Genomic DNA, 19525 nt, shown 5'->3' with positions numbered 1-19525 from the left:
GCACTCAGGCCGAGACCCTCGTCGGAATGTGGAACACCGTGTCATCGGCGAGAACGGTCTGGTGGGCCATGCGCAGCTCCAGCCCGGGCTCGATGCCGAGCTCCTCGATGAGCAGCCCGCGGGTACGGCGGTAGGTGGCGAGCGCGTCGCCGCTGCGACCGCCGCGGTGGAGCACCACCATGAGCCGGGCGCAGAACCCTTCGCTGAGCGGGTTCTCCGCCACCAGCCGGCTGAGTTCGCCGACCAGTTCGAGATGGCGGCCGAGCAGCAGGTCCAGATCGATACGCCGCTTGAGCACGGTCATCCACGCTTCGTCGTACTGCAGGGCGGTACCGGAAAGCGCCAGACTCTCCCGCAGTCCCTCCAGGGTCGGACCGCGGCGGAGTGCCAGCGCCTCGCGGTACTGCTTCGACGCCAGTTCGTGGTGGCCCGCGTGCGCCGACTCCGCGGCCAGCGCGGACAGCCGGTCGAAGCACACGGTGTCGAGGATGCCGTCGTTGACCTGGAGTTGATAGCCCGGCGGGCGGGTGCGCAGCGTGCACCAGCGGCCGTCGAGGTCGTACCGGATCAGGAACTTGCGCAGCTGCGAGACGTACACCCGCAGAGCGGCGAGCGCGGTGGCCGGCGGCCGGTCGCCCCAGAGTTCGCGGATGAGGGCCTCGTTGGACACGGTCGCGTTGGGCCGGATCAGGAGAGTGGCCAGGAGCTGGCGCAACTTACGCTGCGGCAGCGGGATTTCGACGGAGCCCGCCACAATCTCCAGCGGGCCGAGCAGCCTCAGAGCGACCCTGCGCGGGGTGATGTCCTGCACACCGTAGGCCGGCTGCGTCTCGGTGACGGTCATGCCAGGACCTCCAGCCGAGGGTGGGCGCTGCGGAAGAACGTCAGCGGTTGCCCCTCGCGCAGCAGCCCGAGGTCGACGACCTCGCCGATGATGATGACGTGGTCCCCTCCCGGGAACATGCTGTGCAGCTCACAGTCGAGGAAGGCCAGCGCGTCGCCGAAGACCGGGGAACCGGTCCTGGCGGGCTCGTGGGGCAGGCCGCTGAAGCCGGCGGTGTCCCGGCGGGCGAAGGCGCGGCACAGGCCGGCCTGGTCCGAAGCCAGGATGTTGACGGCGAAGGCACCACTGGCGCGAACGGCCGCGAGTGCCCTCGATTCCCTGTGGACGCAGAAGAGCACCAGGGCGGGGTCGAGCGAGACCGAGGTGAATGAATTCACCGTGACGCCCACCGGCTCCTCGTCCTCACTGCCCAGACATGTGATCACCGCGACGCCCGTCGGATAACGACCGCAAACCTCACGGAGCGCTCGCGCCTCCACAGCGAGATTCCCCTGTCCGACGGTATCGGAATCAGTTAGTTTTTCCACACATCATCCCCCCTCAGGAAAGACCGCACTCACCCCTCACCAGCGAATGAACAGGCGCCGGGAACGGGGCAGTGCAGATGCCCGACCCTAACAAGGTGACGTTGCGACCACCTTCGGCCCAAAGGATGAGGCGGGGACGTACTTTCATCCGAAGCACCGGTACCAAAGCACGGCGCCGCGCCGCCCAAGCCCTGGTCAAGGGCTTTCGGAGGTCAGGTGGCCAGGCTGGTCCGGCAGCCTGGACTGGGCAATCCAGGAGAGCGGGGAGCATGCGGCAGCTGGGCCGAGGCCTCTGCGGCGGCCCGGTCACGATACGGCAGCGCACCGGTCGGCCACCTTTCTCCGGCCGACTTTTCCCCGCCCTCATTGACGCTTTATCGCACCGGGTGATGCTGTTTTTGCCGCTCACCGAGCGACCGAATCAGGAATGAAAGGAAAGCGAATGCGCAGCACTCTTATCGTGGCTCGCATGAAACCGACCGCCGCAGTTGACGTGAAGCGCATCTTCGCCGAATCCGACGCCGGCGACCTCCCTCATCTGATCGGCGTGAAGGAACGCAGGCTTTTCCGCTTCCACGATCTTTATCTGCATTACATGGCGTCCGACGAGGACGTGCGCGGCCCGATCTCCGACATGAAGGGCCACGACCTCTTCGTCGATGTCAGCGAGAGGCTGAGCCCTCATATCGCGGCTTACGACCCCGATACCTGGCGCGGGCCACAGGACGCCATGGCCCACGAGTTCTACACCTGGCACGCGGATGGCTGAGGCAGTTCCACGCTCGCGCACTCAGGCGACGAGAACGTCGCCGGCCGGGCGGACCGCACCGCCGGTGCGGGACAACGAGAGGAGGCTGGCGTGGCCAGCGAACGAATGACCAGGATCGCGGCGAAGGACGTCGCGTCCAACCGGCGCCGGGGCGGTGATCTGCGCACACTGCTCAGCCCCGTCACCGCGAAGGCCACCGCCGGCTTCATGGGGGTACTCACCCTTGAGCCCGGTGAGGTCGTCACCGAGCACTACCACCCGTACTCCGAGGAGTTCCTGTACCTCGTCAGCGGGGAGATCCTGGCGCGGATCGACGGGGAGCCGGTCCCGCTCGCCGCGGGTGAGGCGCTGCATCTGCAGATCAATGCCCGCCACCGCCTGGAGAACCACGGTACGGAGCCGGCTTTCATGGTCTTCCAGCTGGGTCCACTCGCACCCCGCCCCGAGCTCGGGCATGTCGACACCGAGCCCCTTCCGGGCCAGGAGCAGGCGTGAGTCGCCGCACGGCCGTCGTCACGGGGGTCGGAGTAGTGGCGCCCGGTGGCATCGGGGCCAAGGCGTTCTGGAAGCTGCTGACCGACGGCCGTACGGCCACGCGTGCCATCTCGCACTTCGACGCGTCGGCCTACCGCTCCAGGATCGCGGCGGAGTGCGACTTCGACCCGGCCGCGAACGGGCTGACGCCCGAAGAGGTCCTGCGCATGGACCGCTCGGCGCAGTTCGCCGTGGTCGCCGCACGGGAGGCCCTCGCGGACAGCGGTGTCGGGACCGGCGCGGCGCCGCCCCACCGCATCGGCGTCTCGATCGGCAGCGCGGTGGGCTGCACCATCACGCTGGAGCAGCAGTACGTCCAGGTCAGCGGCGCCGGCAGCCGGTGGGTGGTGGACGCCTCGGACCCGTATCCGCACCTGTACGGGGCGCTGGTCCCCGGCACGCTCGCCGCCGAGGTGGCGTGGACGGCCGGGGCTCAGGGTCCGGTCCGGGTCGTGTCGACGGGCTGCACCTCGGGCCTCGACTCCGTGGCGCAGGGGGCCCAGTTCATCGAGGACGGGGCGGCCGACATCGTCCTGGCCGGTGCCACCGATGCGCCGATCTCGCCGATCACCGTCGCCTGTTTCGACGCGATCAGGGCAACCTCGCCCAACAACGACGACGCCGCGCACGCCTCCCGTCCCTTCGACCGGGACCGGGACGGTTTCGTGCTCGGCGAGGGCGCGGCCGTGCTGGTTCTGGAGGACGAGGAGTCCGCGCGTCGTCGCGGGGCCCACGTCTACTGCGAGGTCGCGGGTTACGGGCAGCGCGGCAACGCGTTCCACATGACCGGACTGCGCCCGGACGGCGTGGAGTTGGCCGAGGCGGTGCGGGTGGCCCTGGACCGCGCCCGGTTGCCGGCCGACGCCGTGGACTACGTCAACGCCCATGGATCCGGTACCCGGCAGAACGACCGGCACGAGACCTCGGCGTTGAAGGTGTCGCTCGGCGAGCACGCCCACCGCGTACCGGTGAGCTCGATCAAGTCGATGGTGGGTCATTCCCTGGGTGCGATCGGCGCGCTGGAGGTCGCCGCCTGCGCCCTCGCCATCGAGATGAACACGATCCCGCCGACCGCCAATCTCAGGAACCCGGACCCCGAACTGGGTCTGGACTACGTACCGTTGACGGCCCGCGAGCAACGCACCGACACCGTACTGAGTGTGGGGAGCGGCTTCGGCGGCTTCCAGACGGCGATGGTGCTGACCGCGCCCGGCAAGGCGGCGGCCCATGTCTGACGCGGCGACGACCACGCCCCGTGCGGTGGTCACCGGGATCTCGGCGGTGGCGCCGGGCGGCCTGGGGCGGAAGGCGTTCTGGGACGGTGTGCTGGAAGGGCGGGGCGGGCTCGGACCCGTGACGCATTTCGAAGCCGGCGGTTTCCCGGTACGGACGGTCGGCGAGGTCTTCGACGACGGCACGCTGCCCGGTGTCGCCCCCCGGCTGGCGGTGCAGACCGACCGCTGGAGCCAGTTCGCGCTGCTGGCCGCCGACGAGGCGCTGGCCGACGCCCGCGTGCGGCCGGAGGACTTCTCGCCGTACGACCTCGGAGTCATCACCGCGTCGTCCTCCGGCGGCAACGCCTTCGGCCAGCGCGAGATCGCGGCCCTGTGGTCGAAGGGGCCCCGGCATGTCGGTCCGTACCAGTCGATCGCCTGGTTCTACGCCGCCACGACCGGCCAGCTCTCCATCCGGCACGGCATGAAGGGACCTTGCGGTGTCGTCGTGGCCGAGCAGGCCGGCGGCCTCGACGCCATCGGGCAGGCCCGCCGCGCACTGCTGCACGGCGACGCCAAGATCGTTCTCACCGGCGGCACGGAAGCGCCGCTGAGCCCGTACGCGCTGACCTGCCAGACCACCTCCGGGCGGCTGAGCACCAGTGCGGACCCGGAGCGCGCCTACCTGCCGTTCGACGAGGCCGCGTGCGGCCACGTCCCCGGTGAGGGAGGAGCGATCCTCGTGCTGGAGAGCGAGGACAGCGCGCGTGAGCGCGGCGTCGAGGCTCCGTACGGTGAGATCGCCGGTTACGCGGCGACCTTCGACCCGGCTCCCGGGATCCCGGAAACCGGGTCCCCCACGGCGCTCCGGCGGGCCGTCCTGCTCGCCCTCGCCGACGCGCGCGTCGCGCCGGAGGAGGTCGACGTCGTCTTCGCCGACGCGGCCGCGACACCCGAGCTGGACCGTGCCGAGGCACGGTGCCTCGCCGAGGTGTTCGGGGCGCGCGGGGTGCCGGTGACGGCGCCCAAGGCGCGCTACGGCCGGCTGTACGCGGGCGGCGCGCCGCTCGACGTCGTCACCGCGCTGCTGAGCCTGCGTGAGCAGGTGATCCCACCCACCGGACCGGCCGCCGTCGCGGACCCCGCGTACCGGATCGACCTCGTGACCCAGCCGCGGCAGGCCCGGCTGCGCACCGCCCTGGTGCTCGCCCGCGGCCACGGCGGATTCAACTCCGCCGTCGTCGTCCGGGCGGTCGCACCGTGACGGCGCACCTGCCCGGACCTGCCCCTACGACATCGAAAGGACCACTCCCCATGACCACAGCGCCCCTCGCGTACGACGAATTCCTGACCATCGTCCAGCGGTGCACCGGAGTTCCGGTGGAAACGCTGCGGACGGACGGCCCGACCTCGACCATCGACGACCTGGGCGTGGACTCACTGGGTCTGATCAACGTCCTCACCGAGGTGGAGAACCTCTACGACCTCCGTCTGGACGCCGAGGGCCTCACCCGTCTTCCGGAGATCCACGCGCTGATCAACGAGCAGCAGTCGAAGCCGGCCGGCGCTCGCACCGAGAACCACATCGTGGTCGACGCGCCGTTCGATCTGCTGTGGGACATGACCAACGACGTCTCCGACTGGCCGGATCTGTTCAGCGAGTACGCCTCCGCCGAGATCCTGGAGCAGCGGGGCGACACCGTGCGCTTCCGTCTCACTCTCCACCCGGAAGCCGACGGAAAGGTCTGGAGCTGGGTCTCCGAACGCGTCATGGACCGCGAGAACGGGACCGTCACGGCACGCCGCGTCGAAACCGGCCCCTTCGCCCACATGAACATCCACTGGTCCTACACGCGGACCGACGCCGGTGTGGAGATGCGCTGGGTGCAGGAGTTCCGCATGAAGCCGGGCGCGCCGGTGGACGACCAGGCCATGGCCGAGCGCATCAACAGGAACACCCGGGTCCAGATGGCGCTCATCAAGGAGCGGGTGGAGGCGGCGGCCCGATGACCGGCATCGACTTCGGACTCAAGGGCAAGCACGTCCTGGTCACCGGGGGCACCCGGGGTATCGGCCGGTCCACGGTGCTCGCGCTGGCCGCGCAGGGCGCGTCCGTGACGGCCTGCTACATCAACGAGGGCGAGCAGGTCGAGTCGCTGCGCCGGGAGCTGGAAGAGCAAGGCGCCCAGGGCTTCCTCGGACGCTGCGACATCACCGACCACGACCAGGCCGCCCGCCTGTCCGCCGACGCGTACGAGCGGTACGGGGCCATCGACACCATCGTGAACAACGCCGGTGTCATCAGCCATCTCCCGCTGAAGGACCTGGCTCCCGACGAATGGCACCGCATCCTCGACACCAACCTGTCCGGCATGTACCACGTGATCCGCGGGGCGCTGCCGTACGTCGCCAAGTCCGCTTCGATCGTCAACATCAGCTCCGCGGTGGCCCACCACGGTATGCCGGGCGCTGCCCACTACGTGGCGTCCAAGGCCGGTGTGATGGGTCTGACCCGGGCTCTGGCCAAGGAGCTGGGCCCGCTGGGAATCCGTGTCAACTGCATCGCCTCAGGACTGGTCGAGACGGACCAGATGAAGGCCGTCACCGCCGAGGGACGGGCCCGTTACGAGCAGATGATCTCGCTGAGCAGGCTCGGCCGGCCGGAGGAGATCGCCGACGTGGTGCTCTTCCTCGCCTCGCACGCCGCCCGCTACGTCACCGGCGCCACGCTCGACGTCGACGGCGGCATCTGACCCGAAGGAGGCCGCGCGCCGTGCTGCGCACCGTGTTGGAAATGACGGTCCTGGAGGGCTGCGAGGACGAGTTCCGCGCGGCCTGGCTCCAGACCGCACAGGCCGCCGCACGGCTTCCGGGCTCCGTCGCCCAGTCGCTGCTGCGGGATCCGCGCCACCCCCGTACGCATCTGATCATGGCCGACTGGGCCGACCGGGCCGCTCTGGAGGCCTTCCAGAGCAGCCCCGAGAGGGAGCGGCTCAGCGCCCGGCTGGAGCCGTTCCGTGAATCCGCCCAGAAACGCGTGTTCGAAGTCGTGTCACACCTGCCGTGCACCCCAACGCTGAAAGGTGGTCCGTCGTGACCGTACGCATCATGGTTTCCGCCCGTGTCGAGGAGAAGGACCAGAAGGCCTTCGAGGAGGCCTACCGCCAGGTCGCCGCCGTTGTCAGGGGAACACCCGGGCATCTGCGCGACGAGCTGCTGCACGACGCGGAGCAGCCCGGCCGCTACATCCTGCTCGCCGAGTGGGAGAGCGAGGAGGCGTTCCGCGCCTGGGAGGACGCCCCGTCCCACCGCGAGATGGCGGCGCCCATGTTCCCCTACTGGAGCGGCGGCGAGATAGAGCGGCGGATCTTCGATCTGCGGGCGCGGCTCGACAGCGTGCCGTCCGAAGTCTGAGCGGGTTACCCCACCATGGCGAACATCCGCAAGGCCCTGGTGATCGGGGCCGGCATCGGCGGGCTCACCACGGCGGCGGGCCTGTTGCGGCAGGGCATCGACACGCAGGTCTTCGAGGCCCGCCCCACTCCGGGGCGGCTGCTGACGGGCGGCGGGTTCATGCTCTGGCACAACTCCTTCCTGTCGCTGCGCAGGCTGGGGCTCGACGAGGCCGTCGCCGCCGGCTCCGTACGCATGCGTTTCCACGAGTTCCGCTCCGACTCCGGGCGACGCCTGGCCCGTTGGCACCTGGACGGTCCCACGGAGCGGGCCGGCGCGCCGGCCTGCGCACTGCGACGCTCCACTCTGCACACGGTGCTCACCGAGGCGGTGGGCGAGCGGCGGATCCGGCTGTCCAGCCGGCTCACCGGCTACACCCAGGACGCCGACGGCGTCACCGCGCGGTTCGACGACGGGTCCACGGCCCGCGGGGATGTGCTGATCGGCGCGGACGGACTGCGCTCCACCGTGCGCGCCGCGATGCGCGGCGGGTTCGAACCGCCGCCGAGGTACGCCGGCTACACGGCCTGGCAGGCCATCACCCGGCTGCCCGGCGAGTCCCTGGTGCCCACCGGCACGTTCTTCAACCTGTGGGGCAAGGGCGGACTGCGCTTCCTGTACTGCCGGCTGAACGACAAGGAGGTCTACTGGGACGCCATCACCAGTGATCGCGCGGCGGCCGGGATCGACACCCCGCGCCTCAGCCGGGGCGCGGCGCTGGCGGACGCGTACCGCGACTGGCCGGACCCCATCGGCACGATCATCTCCTCGACCGACGAGGAGGCGATCCTCCCGGTGAGCATCCACGACCGGCCGCCGGGCGGGGGGTGGAGCCAGGGCCGGGTCGTGCTCGTCGGCGACGCCGCCCATCCGATGACGCTCAACCTCAGCCAGGGCGCCGGGCAGGCCATCGAGAGCGGTGTGGTGCTCGCCGACATGCTGGGGCGTTCGGAACCGGACGCCGTGCCCGAGACCCTGCGTGCGTTCGAGGACGCCCGCCGGGCGCGGACCGCCGACATGGTGACGACGTCGTGGCGGATCGGAACACTGGGCCTGGCACACAGCGGTCCGCTGTGCCGGCTGCGGGACCTCGTGATGTACGCGTTCTTCGACTCGGTGGCCCGGACCCAGAGTTACTCGCTGATGCTGGACGACCGGCTGGAGCGGGCTCCGCTGCGGACGGGCGGGGCGCTCGACCACGGAGCGGGGTGAGCCCGCCCGATGCTGGTCACCGTTCTGGCCGTGGTGCTCGTCCTGTGCACCGGGATCCTCGCGGGTGCCCTGCTCGCGGTGGAACGAGCCGTCGTCCCCATGCTGATGCGGCTGCCGCGCCGGACGTGGTCGGAGGTGCACCGGCTGCTGGACCCCGGCTTCGACCCGCTGATGCCGACCGTCAACAAGGTGGCTCTGGCCGCCGGTCTGGGGCTGGCGATCCTGGCTCCGGGGGCCGGTACGAAGGCCGCCTTCGCGACCGCGCTGGCCGGGGTCGTGGGCGTCGCCCTGGTGTCGGAGCTGCGCAACGTGCGGATGAACCGGCGTATCGACACGTGGGCCGAAGCCGGGGAGATCCCGAACGGCTGGGACGCCCTGCGCACCCGGTGGGCCCGCGCCAACCTGCTGCGTACGGCCTTCGCCGGCCTCGCGTTCTGTGCCGCGCTCGGCGGCTGCTGGCGGCTGTGGGCCTGAGCGCCGCTCCCGCCGCCGCGACCACTTCCGTATCCGAACCCACACACGTCCGTCGTGCCCGAGTTGAGGAGCTGATCCGGTGAATCCGGTACATGAGGAGCGCGCCTCGCGCACGTCCGCACCCGAGACCGCCGGGCAGCCGCCCGAGCCACCGGAGTTCGCGGACCGGGTGGCCCTGGTCACCGGTGCAGGTCGTGGCATCGGCGCGGCCACCGCCCGGATCCTGGCGGCCCGGGGTGCCCGGGTGGCGGTCAACTACCACAGGAGCGAGGACCGGGCCCGGGAGCTCGTGGACTCGATCAGGCAGCGCGGTGGCGAGGCGGTGGCGGTCCAGGGCGACGTCACCGACCCCGACCAGGTGACCGCTCTGGTCACCGCCGCCAGGGCCGCGCTGGGCCCGATCGACGTCCTGGTGCTCAACGCCGCCGGTCTGGGCGCCCATGAGGCGCGCATCGCCCCCGCGACGAACCTGGCCTGGGAGGACCTGGAGCATGTGGTCACCCAGCAGCTCAAGGCCCTGTTCCTGACCACGCACGCCGTGCTGCCCGACATGGTGGACCGGGGCGGCGGCTCGGTGGTGGCGGTCGGGGCGGCGCTCGCCCGCCGTCCGGCACCGCGTTTCCTGCCGCTGGCCGTCGCCAAGGCGGGCGTGGCGGCGGCCGTACGCACCCTGGCCCTGGAGGTGGGCCCGCACGGGGTGCGGATCAACGCGGTGGAGCCGAATCTCATCCTCACCGAACTCGCCCGCTTCATCCCGGAGGAGCAGCGCCGGGCCGCCGCCGAACGTGCCGCGTTACGGCGCAACGGAACCCCGGAGGATGTCGCGGAGGTCATCGCGTTCCTCGCCTCACAGCGTGCCTCGTACCTCACGGGCAGCTGTCTGGTCGCGGACGGCGGCACGGCGCTCGCCTGACCGCCCGGCCGCCTCCCGGCCGGGCGCTCGGCCGACCCGCCACCGAGTCCTTTTCCCCTTCTTTATCAGCACTTTTGCAGCCGCTGATTGCCTGTTCAACGGCTGCCGTCCGGCACCGGACGACCCGAGCGAAAGGAAACAGACCTTGTCGAATCCCGAACGAAAAGTGGTCAGCCGGGACGATGTCGAGCCCGTCTGCTGGTTTGGTGAGGAAGGCCGGTTCTTGCTGCGCAAGGAGGACACCGGCGGCCTGTACAGCTTCTACCAGATCACCACCCAGCCGGGCAGTGGGCCGCCGCTGCACGTCCACGAGGCCGCCGACGAGGCGTTCTTCGTCAGCAAGGGCGTCTACGAGTTCGAGGTCGGCGGGGTCACCGAGACCCTCACCGCCGGCACCGTGATCTACGGGCCGCGCGGAGTGCCGCACCGCTTTCTCAACGTGGGCGACGAGCCCGGTCAGTTGCTGGTGATCGCGACCCCCGGTGGCGTCGAGAACTTCTTCATCGGACTGTCGAAGCTCGTCTCCGGAAGCGGGGCCCCGGACTGGAGCAAGATGCAGCAGCTCGCCAACGAGAACCAGATGCGCGGCTTCCAGCCGCCGCCGGGCGCTCGCGGTGACGTGGGCGGTCCGCCGGCCGGAGTCCACGGCGGCGCCGGTGGTCCGGCCGGCGCGCACCGAGTCCGGGGCTGACACCCCGTCCGGGGCCGGCGGCCCGTTCGCCCTACGCCGCCGGCTCCTTCTCGCGCCGCGTGGCTCGCAGGGCCCCGGCCGGGCCGGCGCGGTACTCCGCGGTGCCCCGGCCGTCCCGTTGCGCTCCGGCGTACTCAAGCGCCACCCCACCCGCTCCCGTCCGACCAGGAGGACACCATGCCCGGACACCTCTCCGGCAACCGCGCAGGCCCGCGGGCCGCCACGCCGCCCGGCCGCCACGATGTGATCATTCTGGGTTCCGGCATCGCCGGGTCGACTCTGGGCGCCATCCTCGCCAAACAGGGCGTCTCGGTGCTGCTCCTCGACGGCGGGACGCACCCCCGCTTCGCCGTCGGCGAGTCGACGACGCTGTACACCCTGAAGGTGTTCCGGCTGCTCGCCCGGCGCTACGGCGTCCCCGAGCTCGAATCGCTCACCTCCTACGACGGCATCCGTGAGGACATCGCTCCGACGTCCGGCACCAAGCGGCACTTCGGGTTCATCCGGCACGAGGAGGGCAAGGAGCCCGACCCGGCCGAGTTCCTCCAGTTCAGCCCGCCCTCCAAGGCGCTGCAGACCGGCCACCTGTTCCGCCAGGACACCGACGCGTACCTCTTCCACACGGCGATCGGCTACGGCTGCGACGTACGGCAGGCATTCCGCGTCGAGGACCTGGAGCTGGCCGAGGACCACGTCGCCGTGATCGGCGAGAACGGCGAACGGTACGAGGGGCGGTACCTCGTGGACGCCAGCGGCTTCCGGTCCCCGCTCGCCGAGCGGCTCGCGCTGCGCGAGCCGCCGGAGTCGCTCAAGCACCACTCCCGTTCCATGTTCACCCACATGCTGGGGGTGCGGCCGACCGACGAGTGCCTGCGGGTGGGGCCCGAGGACGCGCCGCCGATCCCCTGGGTGGAGGGGACCATGCACCACCTCTTCGACCGCGGGTGGTTCTGGTCGATCCCGTTCAACAACACACCGGGATCGAAGAACCCCCTGGTCAGTGTCGGGCTCACATGCGACGAGCGCCGGTACCCCAGGAACCCCGACCTGACCCCGGAGGAGGAGTTCCGGAGTTTCGCGGCACGGTTCCCGGCGGTGGAGCGGCTGTTCGCGGACGCCCGGACCGTACGGCCGTGGGTGTCGGCGGACCGGATCCAGTACACCTCCACCAAGACCGTGGGCCACCGCTGGTGCCTGATGTCGCACGCGGCCGGCTTCATCGACCCGCTGTACTCGCGCGGCCTCACCAACACCGGCGAAGTGGTCAACTCGCTCGCGTGGCGGCTCTTCGAGGCGCTCGCCGAGGACGACTTCGACGAGGAACGCTTCCGGTACGTCGACGACCTCCAGCAGGGGTTGATCCGCTACAACGACGAGCTCGTCAACTGCTCGTTCATCTCCTTCCAGGACCACTCCCTGTGGAACGCCGTCTACCGCGTCTGGTGCGCGGCCGAGGTGCCGATCAACCTGCGCTTCGACCGGTTCACCGAGCGCTTCACGGACTCCGGCGACGACGGAGTGCTCCGCGCGTGGGAGGAAGCGGCCCACCCCGGTCTTCCCGTACCAGGATCGGAGGGCTACAAGGCGTTGTTCGACGAGATGGTGCGGGTCTGCGAGGCCGTCGACCGTGGCGAACGGACCGCCGCCGACGCGGGCACGGAGCTGCTGAAGACGGTGGTGAACTCCCCCGTGGTGCTGGACCACCTCGGATTGCGCGACCCCTCGTGCCGGTTCGTCTACCCCATGCCGGACGACCTGCGGCGGATGGCGAACTGGCTGCGCCACGACGGCCCGGCCGAGCTGCGTTACCTCACCACCGGCGTCGACGTGCGCGGCGTGCCGTTGCGGGCGGAACTCGACGACGAGATGGGGCTGCCGCACTGACGAAGGCGTAAGGAACGGCTGAGCGGGCGGCTCCCACCCCGGGGTGGGAGCCGCCCGCTCGCGTGGCGGCGTGCGACCGCCGATCGCGCCCCCGGACCCGGATTCAGCGCGGCCTGGGCACGACCCGGAAGACGGGGCAGCGCGCCGCGGCCGCCTCGAAGTGCTCCGGGGAGCCCGAGTCGACCAGCCCGTTGCGCACGAAGGCGCCGACGCCCCTGGGATTCTGGACGGGGAACTCCCGCAGGACACGGCCCCGTTCCTCCTCGGGGAGCTCGACGAGTTCCACCTGTCGCGCCCGCCGGCCGCGGACGAGCACACCGTGCCCCGCGGCCCTGGCGTTCTTGACCCAGTCGGACTCCGGGTACGCCTGGAGTATGTAGCAGGTGCCGTCGACGACCACCGGGGCGACCGGAGTGGTGCGGGGCAGGCCGCTCCTGCGGCCCTGGACCGTGAGCAGGTGCATGGGGCCGAAGGACAGCCCCATGCGCTGAAGGAGAATGATGATCCTGTTGCGCGCCCTCTGCCGGGGCGGGACGGAGGCTCGCGCGGTCATGACTGTCCCTTCTCGTGGACGCGTCGTGTGATGGCCCTGACCACGGACCGCGGCATCGCCCGCATGAGGGGCAGCCTGATGCGGTAGGCGAGGCCCGGCACCGTGGACGGACGCCCGGCCGCCACCGCGTCCAGGCCCGCGCGGGCGACCTGATCGGCCGTCAACCACTTCATGCGCGGCAGCGCTTCGGGCGGCACCCCGGCGGCCTCGTGGAATCCGGAGCGGGTCAGCCCCGTGTGCACGGTGGTGACGTGGATGCCGTGCCGGGCGACCTCCATGCCCAGGCTCTCGCTCAGCGAGGACAGGAAGGCCTTGGAGGCGGCGTAGGTCGCGGAGCGCGGCTTGGGCAGCACGGCGACGAGTGAGGAGACGTTCACGATGCCGCCGGCGCCGCGGGCGATCATGCCGGGCAGGCAGGCACGGGACAACCTCAGGGGTACGACCGCGTTGAGCACCACGGTGTGCAGCTCGCGCTCCGCGGGCAGCTCCGCGAAGTACCCGGAACCGCTCGATCCGGCGTTGTTCACCAGGAGTTCCACGGGCCGCTCGGGGTCGGTGAGCCGCCTCTGCGCGGCCAGGAGCTGACTCTCGTCGGTGAGGTCGAGCTGGAGGACCTCCACGCTCACCCCGTGCGCGGACTTGAGCTCACCCGCGAGCTGTTCGAGCAGTTCGCCCCGCCTCGCCACGAGGACGAGGTCCGCACCCTCCTGAGCGAGCAGCCGGGCGAATGCCTCGCCGATCCCACTCGACGCACCCGTCACCATGGCCGAGCCGTACGGAAATCGCCGCATGACATTCCTCGAATCTCTTCGACAATTCAATTGCATACGTGCCGACAGATTAGCCTCGAAGACCGAGAACGGGCCAGTGAATTGATGGCCCCGGAGGCCATTCGGTCCGGTTTATTTTGACTTAAGCGAGGATTCATCGATCGATGGTGAAATACGGCTGCACGATTGGCTCGACTTCAATGGCCTGTCGCCCGTACTCCACTTCCGTCCCCGCCCCCGTTGAAATGGCTGGTCGCTCCCATGAGTTCCTCCGCGCGAAAGCGGGAATCCTCGTCCGCCCCACTCCGCACATCCGAGGCCGGCCCGGCCTCCCGGCTGCACTCCCTCACCGGGCTGCGCTGGATCGCGGCCCTCGCGGTCTTCCTCTCGCACGTCAGCACCCTGCTGCCGCTGCCCGGCACGAAGACGGTCTTCGTCCTCGGCTCCTCCGGCGTGACGTTCTTCTTCGTGCTCTCGGGCTTCGTCCTCACCTGGACGTACATGGCCGGCGACAGGGTCGGCCCGTTCTACGGCCGCCGGTTCGCCCGCATCTGGCCGATGCTCGCGATCGGCGTGCTGATCCCTCTGCTCCTCCAACTGCCCGACGCCATGCCGGGCCAGTCCGGCACCCTGACGCTGATGGCGCTCTCCTCCGTGCTGGTCTACCAGGCGTGGGTGCCCACGTACATCCTGGGCAGCACGAACCCCGTCACCTGGTCGCTCGCCTGCGAGGCGTTCTTCTACGCGATCTTCCCGTTCGTGGCCAAGTACACGGTGCGCCGCTCACTGCGCTGGCTCGGCGGTGCGGCCGTCGTCCTGGTACTGGTGGGCTGGGGCATCAAGCTGTGGCTCTGGGACGCGTACCCGCCCTCGCCGCGCCCGGCGTTCACCGGTATGGACGGTCTGATCTTCGGCACCTACTCCCCCATCGCCCGGGTCTGGGAGTTCCTCCTCGGCATGGTCGCGGCGGCCGCGGTCCGCAAGGGCTGGCGCTCCCCACTCGGTGTCAAGCAGGCCACCGCACTGCTCGCCACCGGGTTCTTCGTCCTGTGGCTGCTGCGTGCGGAGACCTGGCGCCAGTACATCGCCTATGACGCGCTCAGCCAGGTCTCCGCCCCGCTGTACGCCCTCGTGGTCGTCGCCGTGGCCCAGCGGGACCTCGCCGGCGGCGCGTCGTGGCTGAGTACGAAGCCGATGGTGGCACTCGGAGAATGGTCGTACGCCTTCTACCTTCTGCATTTCACCGTGCTCTTCGAGATCTCGTCGGCCGTATCCGGCAGGAAGAGCATTATCGAATTCTATATGCGGCCGGTTCAGGCCAGCTGGTCCAATGCGGGATGGGCGGTCCTCGCCCTCGCGATCACCATCGCCGTCTGCGCCCTGCTGTACCGGCTCTTCGAACGACCCGTGGAGAAGTGGCTGCGCGCCCGGATCGGCCGTCGCGCCGCCGCCCGCGTCCCGGCTCAGGGAATTCAGGCGACCGCTACGGAGGGGCGCCGTACAGAGAGCAGCTCCGCATCAACGGAATGAGGTTGAGAGGCATGACGATGCCAGGACCCGCCACGGACGACGAGGACGCCTCCGGGCAGCCCCGTCCGGCGAGTGAGCGGCCGCTGCAGGACCCCTTCGACGTGATGTTCGTCGGATGGTCGTTCTTCCGGAGCCGGCTCCTGACAGCGGCGATGGACCTGGGGGTGTTCCAGGAGCTGGGCGACGGATCGCTCGGCGCCGGGGAACTGGCCGAGCGCACCGGCCTGCATCCGCGCGGCGCCCGGGACTTCCTCGACGCGCTGGCCTCCATCGGCCTCCTGCTGCGGGAGGACGGCCGCTACCGCAACAGCGCCGGCACGCTCCGTCATCTGCTGCCGGACCGCGAGGGGTTCGTGGGCGGCTTCCTGCGGATGACCACCGAGCTGCTGGGCGGCGATCAGGACTCTCTCACCGGGCTGCTGCGCCATGGCACCGCCCGGAACCAGGGCACCGGAGGCGAGGTTCCGTTCACGAAGATCTTCCACGACCCGTCCCGGCTGGCGCAGTTCCTGTCCGCCATGGACGGCTTCAGCGGGGCCGTGGCCGAGGAGTTGGCGCAGGTATTCGACTGGTCGCGCCATGCGACCTTCAGCGATGTGGGCGGAGGCCGCGGCAACCTGGCGGCGCATCTCGCCGCGGCTCATCCCGGGCTGACCGGCACCGTGCTGGACCGCCCGTCGATGGCGGAGCATTTCGACCGGCTCGTGACCGGGCGGGGGGTGGAGAAGCAACTGCGGTTCGTGGGAGCCGACTTCTTCACCGTCCAGCTGCCGCGTGCGGATGTCGTGATCCTCGGCAGCGTGCTGCACGACTGGCCGATGGAACAGCGTGCCGCACTGCTGCGCAAAGCGTACGACGCCGTCCACGACGGCGGGTCGCTGATCGTGTACGACACGATGCTCGACGACGAACGGCGGCGGGCGGACAGCCTGATGCTCAGCCTCATCATGATGTTGCAGTCCGCGCAGGCCGGTGGCTACGCGCCGGCCGAGTGCGGCGCGTGGATGACGGACGCGGGCTTCACGGTCGAGCGGGTCGTGAGGCTGCCCGCCCTGACGACAGCGGTGATCGGCCGCAAGAACTGACGCAAGCGATGAACACCCGCCACCCCGGTCACGCCCCAGGAGCGGGTGTTCATCGCACTCGGAATCTCCAGCGGCCCCCGCACCGCCGTTCCCGGTTTTTCGGGGCCGGAGGGCGGGTGCAATCCTCACATCCGGGCACAGCGGCTGCGCTATTCTGGCCGACGACTGTAAAGGCCATACACCTCGGGGGAGTGTAGATGTCGGTACCGGTACATGTCAGCATCCTGCTCATCGATTCGCATCCCATCTCGCTGGCAGGGCTGCGCACGATTCTCGACAGCTGCCCCGATCTGCGGGTTGTCGGCGTCGCCAGGGAAGACGACACCGCGGCCGCCAGGTACCGGGAGCTGCGGCCCGATGTCGTCATCGTCAACTCGCACAAAGACATCGCACAGGCCATCGACAGGGTGAATGTGCTGTCCAGGGCCCTTTCGCCGCTCGCGCCACCCAACACACTGATCCTGGTCGACGACGTGGACGCGGCGGTGGACCGTGTGCTGGGGTGCGGCGTGAAGGGTCTGCTGTCGAGCGACAGCAGACCAGAGGAGCTCGCCGCCGCGGTCCGCATCATGGCCGCCGGCCGGTCCCTCCTCATTCCCCGGACCCGAGAGGGTTCGAGCGTCTCTCCACTCAAACAGCTGACGGACCGGGAAAACGAGGTTTTCCGTCTCATTACGCGTGGATACAGCAATGCCGAAATTTCAGCAGAATTGTCGCTGAGTCAAAGTACCGTGAAATCCCACATTCAGAGATTAATGGAAAAACTCGGCCTTCGCAATCGCGTGCATGCCGTTATCTTCGCCTACGAGAACAACATCATCCACGCGAGTCATCTGTAGCGAGTCGGGCCGGCCCGGGAGTCTTCCCCGCCGGTTCGAGCAGCTGAGCGAGGACCCGCCGCACATCGAACACATTCCGGTCCTCGACGACGAGTCCGTTCTCCACCCGCCACAGCTGGATGCCTTCCGAGGAGATCACCCGCCCCGTGGGCGCCACACCGGCGAACTCCCCCACATGCGTACCCCTGGTCGTGTACCAGCTCGCCACCCAGGGCCCCTCGGCCACCTGCAGACCGACATCGACGGTGAGTCCGGCGAATGCGGCACGCCGCGCCCGGACGCTCCGCTTGGGGCCCTCGGGGCCGACCTTCTCCCCTCCCAACAGGAATTCGGGAGCGAAGAGCAGTTCGGCCACATCCAGCTCTCCGCGGCTCCAGCCCTCGTCGAACCAGCGTCGGGCGAGGGCCTTGTTGGCCTCCCGGACGTCCAGATCCCCGTGTGCGTTCCCGCCGGTCACCGGTCTCCCTCCGCGACGAGGGACGCCGGTGCGGCAGCAGCCGCGCGCAGCGCGTCGAGGCTCTCGCGCCCTATGGTGCTCAGTGCCGGAATCGGCGACCGCGCGGCCCATTGCAGGAAATCCGCGATCTGGCCCCGGTCCGGCTGGATAAAGCGCTGGTTCACGTCCTTCCAGCCGAACCCCGGGTGCACCGCCTCGGATTCCTCGATGAGCCCGAGAATGATGTCCGCCGCCCGGTCGCCGTCGATCTGCTTCGCCTCGTACCGCGCGCAGGCCGCGGCCGTTCCGTCGAGCAGGGCCTTGAAGGCGTCGTTGTCGGGCCACCACAGGCCGGTGTGCGGCGCTTTCTCCAGGGCGTCGAAGACGCTCGTGTCGCGGTGGGTGCGGAAGTTGCGCAGGGCATTGTTGATCCGGAGAGTGCCGGGGGTGTTGCCGCTTCCCCAGACCCGGAACACCGCGTCCCACAGACGGAAGTGCGAAAAGGCGATGAACGAGCAGTTGACCAGGGTGTCGTTGTAATCGAGCAGCCCCTGTTCGAGCTCCTCGACGTGACGGAAGCGCTCCTCCGCGAAGTCGTCGTCCGCCAGCGCCGCCAGAAGGCGCGGAGCGAGGGCGTGGATGATCTCGAAGGTGTTGGACATGCCACGTGAATAGAGCGGGTCGAGGAAGCCCGCGGCGTGCGACATCAGGCACCACCGTTGGCCCACGGTCTTGTGGGACGAGTACTGCAACCGCCCCGTGGACACCCACTCCCTGACCTTGCTGGCTCCCTCGAACTGCCGCTCCACCGCGGGGAACAGACTCAGCAGCCGGCCGAACTCCTCCTCCGCACCCACCCCTTCCGGTTTGGGGTAGAGCCGCGGGTCGAGGGTGACACCCACACTGCACAGCGGATTGCGGGAGAGTTCGTGGTTGTCGAAGGGGATGATCCAGAACCAGCCCCGTTCGAAGATGTGGTGCATGGTGCCGTTGTGCCAGGGCACCGGCGGCCGGCTCTCCTCGGGTACCTCCAGCACCTCGTCGAAGGGCCGCACGCCGATCATGTGCGTGAACAGGGACCGGGAGTGGTGCTGGAACCGGGCGGGCTCCTCGCGCAGATCGAGATGGTCGGCCAGCGGGGACCGGAAGCCGCTCGCGTCCACCAGGTAACGGGCCCTGATCTCGTGCCCGTCGGTGCCGGTCACGGTGACACCGTCGTCGTCGAAGTCGATCTTCTCGGCCCGCCACTGCTGACGCGTGTCGCAGCCGTGTCCGATCGCGACGCGCAGCAGGTAGGCGTCGCTGTCCTGCCGGAAGAGGTGGCTCGCGGAGGTCAGGGCGTCGGGGATGACGAACTGGTGCGCCTGCGTCGGGTCGGGTTCCTGCCCCGGGCGGTGCAGCATGAATCCGAAGTGTTGCTTGCGGCCGAAGGTGTTGCTCACCTTCGTGTTGATCGCCGTCACGTCGGTCAGGGCTTCGAACTCCGGCACGTCGTAGCGCTCGGCGAGCACCTGGAGCCAGGAGACGAGCTGGGGGATCATGGACTCCCCCACGGCGAAACGGGGATGGGTACCGGCGTCGGCGATCAGCACTTTGGCTCCGCTGCGGGCCAGTACCGCGCCGAGGGTGGATCCGGCGATTCCCGAACCCAGGATCACCACGTCATGGCTTGGAGTCTGTGTGGACACTCTCGTTCCCTTCGCAGTCGTCCGGTCTCGCACGCCGCATCGCGATCGGCGTCCGCGTGACCACCCTTGCGCACGCCGATGAAGGCGCGAGAAAGCACGTGCAAGCCAC

At 69.7% G+C, this 19525-nt stretch carries 22 protein-coding genes and 1 pseudogene; 17 read left to right on the top strand and 6 right to left on the bottom strand.

Annotated features, from left to right (window positions below; all coding sequences use genetic code 11):
* Positions 1 to 4: 4 nt before the first annotated feature.
* Complete coding sequence (locus ACFXPL_RS05090) at positions 5 to 844, bottom strand: BTAD domain-containing putative transcriptional regulator (RefSeq protein ID WP_384912649.1); 840 nt, start codon at positions 842 to 844, stop codon at positions 5 to 7.
* Positions 841 to 1323, bottom strand: a complete 483-nt coding sequence (locus tag ACFXPL_RS05085) for a flavin reductase family protein (RefSeq protein ID WP_384912646.1) — start codon at positions 1321 to 1323, stop codon at positions 841 to 843. The genes ACFXPL_RS05090 and ACFXPL_RS05085 overlap by 4 nt, the downstream gene beginning before the upstream one ends.
* 475 nt (positions 1324 to 1798) lie before the next feature.
* Here ACFXPL_RS05085 and ACFXPL_RS05080 point away from each other — a divergent pair, with 475 nt between their 5' ends.
* The 14 genes and pseudogenes from ACFXPL_RS05080 (at position 1799) to ACFXPL_RS05015 (ending at position 12515) form a co-directional block, all read left to right on the top strand.
* Complete coding sequence (locus ACFXPL_RS05080) at positions 1799 to 2140, top strand: TcmI family type II polyketide cyclase (RefSeq protein WP_384912643.1); 342 nt, start codon at positions 1799 to 1801, stop codon at positions 2138 to 2140.
* Between the two features lie 90 nt (positions 2141 to 2230).
* Positions 2231 to 2635: a cupin domain-containing protein gene (locus ACFXPL_RS05075; protein WP_384912640.1), complete on the top strand. Its 405-nt coding sequence runs from the start codon at positions 2231 to 2233 to the stop codon at positions 2633 to 2635.
* Complete coding sequence (locus ACFXPL_RS05070; protein WP_384912637.1) at positions 2632 to 3909, top strand: beta-ketoacyl-[acyl-carrier-protein] synthase family protein; 1278 nt, start codon at positions 2632 to 2634, stop codon at positions 3907 to 3909. The genes ACFXPL_RS05075 and ACFXPL_RS05070 overlap by 4 nt, the downstream gene beginning before the upstream one ends.
* Positions 3902 to 5152, top strand: coding sequence for a ketosynthase chain-length factor (locus tag ACFXPL_RS05065; protein ID WP_384912635.1), 1251 nt, complete (start codon positions 3902 to 3904; stop codon positions 5150 to 5152). Before ACFXPL_RS05070 ends, ACFXPL_RS05065 begins: the two co-directional genes overlap by 8 nt.
* 50 nt (positions 5153 to 5202) lie before the next feature.
* Positions 5203 to 5415: pseudogene (locus tag ACFXPL_RS05060) on the top strand (acyl carrier protein); the annotation flags it as partial.
* Positions 5416 to 5424: 9 nt separating this feature from the next.
* Positions 5425 to 5898, top strand: a complete 474-nt coding sequence (locus ACFXPL_RS05055; RefSeq protein ID WP_384912897.1) for an SRPBCC family protein — start codon at positions 5425 to 5427, stop codon at positions 5896 to 5898.
* Entirely contained in the window at positions 5895 to 6641 is a 747-nt protein-coding gene (locus ACFXPL_RS05050) for an SDR family oxidoreductase (RefSeq protein ID WP_384912632.1), read from the top strand. The genes ACFXPL_RS05055 and ACFXPL_RS05050 overlap by 4 nt, the downstream gene beginning before the upstream one ends.
* Before the next feature lie 20 nt (positions 6642 to 6661).
* Positions 6662 to 6985 carry an antibiotic biosynthesis monooxygenase family protein gene (locus ACFXPL_RS05045; protein WP_384912629.1) on the top strand — a complete coding sequence of 108 codons (324 nt, stop codon included), beginning with the start codon at positions 6662 to 6664 and terminating at the stop codon, positions 6983 to 6985.
* On the top strand, positions 6982 to 7302 hold the full coding sequence (locus ACFXPL_RS05040; RefSeq protein ID WP_384912625.1) for an antibiotic biosynthesis monooxygenase family protein: 321 nt from the start codon (positions 6982 to 6984) through the stop codon (positions 7300 to 7302). Before ACFXPL_RS05045 ends, ACFXPL_RS05040 begins: the two co-directional genes overlap by 4 nt.
* Positions 7303 to 7317: 15 nt before the next feature.
* A complete protein-coding gene (locus ACFXPL_RS05035; protein WP_384912622.1) occupies positions 7318 to 8553 on the top strand; it encodes an FAD-dependent monooxygenase in 1236 nt (411 codons plus the stop codon).
* Between the two features lie 9 nt (positions 8554 to 8562).
* A complete protein-coding gene (locus tag ACFXPL_RS05030; RefSeq protein ID WP_384912619.1) occupies positions 8563 to 9027 on the top strand; it encodes an anthrone oxygenase family protein in 465 nt (154 codons plus the stop codon).
* Between the two features lie 79 nt (positions 9028 to 9106).
* Positions 9107 to 9940 (top strand): SDR family NAD(P)-dependent oxidoreductase, encoded by an 834-nt coding sequence (locus ACFXPL_RS05025; protein ID WP_384912617.1) that lies wholly within the window; start codon positions 9107 to 9109, stop codon positions 9938 to 9940.
* Between the two features lie 223 nt (positions 9941 to 10163).
* On the top strand, positions 10164 to 10631 hold the full coding sequence (locus ACFXPL_RS05020) for a cupin domain-containing protein (RefSeq protein ID WP_384912614.1): 468 nt from the start codon (positions 10164 to 10166) through the stop codon (positions 10629 to 10631).
* A gap of 177 nt (positions 10632 to 10808) precedes the next feature.
* Positions 10809 to 12515, top strand: a complete 1707-nt coding sequence (locus ACFXPL_RS05015) for an NAD(P)/FAD-dependent oxidoreductase (protein ID WP_384912611.1) — start codon at positions 10809 to 10811, stop codon at positions 12513 to 12515.
* Between the two features lie 103 nt (positions 12516 to 12618).
* Here ACFXPL_RS05015 and ACFXPL_RS05010 read toward each other — a convergent pair whose 3' ends face one another.
* Together ACFXPL_RS05010 and ACFXPL_RS05005 are read right to left on the bottom strand one after the other, a co-directional pair.
* The gene (locus tag ACFXPL_RS05010; protein WP_384912608.1) at positions 12619 to 13068 is read right to left on the bottom strand and encodes a nitroreductase family deazaflavin-dependent oxidoreductase; all 450 of its coding nucleotides are present in this window, start codon (positions 13066 to 13068) and stop codon (positions 12619 to 12621) included.
* A complete protein-coding gene (locus ACFXPL_RS05005) occupies positions 13065 to 13859 on the bottom strand; it encodes an SDR family NAD(P)-dependent oxidoreductase (protein WP_384912605.1) in 795 nt (264 codons plus the stop codon). The genes ACFXPL_RS05010 and ACFXPL_RS05005 overlap by 4 nt, the downstream gene beginning before the upstream one ends.
* 240 nt (positions 13860 to 14099) lie before the next feature.
* Between ACFXPL_RS05005 and ACFXPL_RS05000 the strand changes: the two genes are divergently transcribed.
* The 3 genes from ACFXPL_RS05000 (at position 14100) to ACFXPL_RS04990 (ending at position 17292) form a co-directional block, all read left to right on the top strand.
* Positions 14100 to 15368 (top strand): acyltransferase family protein, encoded by a 1269-nt coding sequence (locus tag ACFXPL_RS05000; RefSeq protein ID WP_384912602.1) that lies wholly within the window; start codon positions 14100 to 14102, stop codon positions 15366 to 15368.
* A gap of 11 nt (positions 15369 to 15379) precedes the next feature.
* On the top strand, positions 15380 to 16453 hold the full coding sequence (locus ACFXPL_RS04995; protein WP_384912600.1) for a methyltransferase: 1074 nt from the start codon (positions 15380 to 15382) through the stop codon (positions 16451 to 16453).
* 197 nt (positions 16454 to 16650) lie between these two features.
* Complete coding sequence (locus ACFXPL_RS04990; protein ID WP_384912597.1) at positions 16651 to 17292, top strand: response regulator transcription factor; 642 nt, start codon at positions 16651 to 16653, stop codon at positions 17290 to 17292.
* Here the strand turns inward: ACFXPL_RS04990 and ACFXPL_RS04985 are convergent.
* Both ACFXPL_RS04985 and ACFXPL_RS04980 read right to left on the bottom strand, forming a co-directional pair.
* A complete protein-coding gene (locus ACFXPL_RS04985) occupies positions 17270 to 17749 on the bottom strand; it encodes an ester cyclase (RefSeq protein ID WP_384912594.1) in 480 nt (159 codons plus the stop codon). The two genes, ACFXPL_RS04990 and ACFXPL_RS04985, sit on opposite strands and share 23 nt — an antisense overlap.
* Positions 17746 to 19416, bottom strand: a complete 1671-nt coding sequence (locus tag ACFXPL_RS04980) for an NAD(P)/FAD-dependent oxidoreductase (RefSeq protein ID WP_384912592.1) — start codon at positions 19414 to 19416, stop codon at positions 17746 to 17748. Before ACFXPL_RS04980 ends, ACFXPL_RS04985 begins: the two co-directional genes overlap by 4 nt.
* Positions 19417 to 19525: the final 109 nt, after the last annotated feature.

The sequence above is a fragment of the Streptomyces sp. NPDC059092 genome, assembly GCF_042756365.1.
Lineage (GTDB): Bacteria > Actinomycetota > Actinomycetes > Streptomycetales > Streptomycetaceae > Streptomyces.
This window is presented reverse-complemented; position numbering and strand designations above follow the sequence as displayed.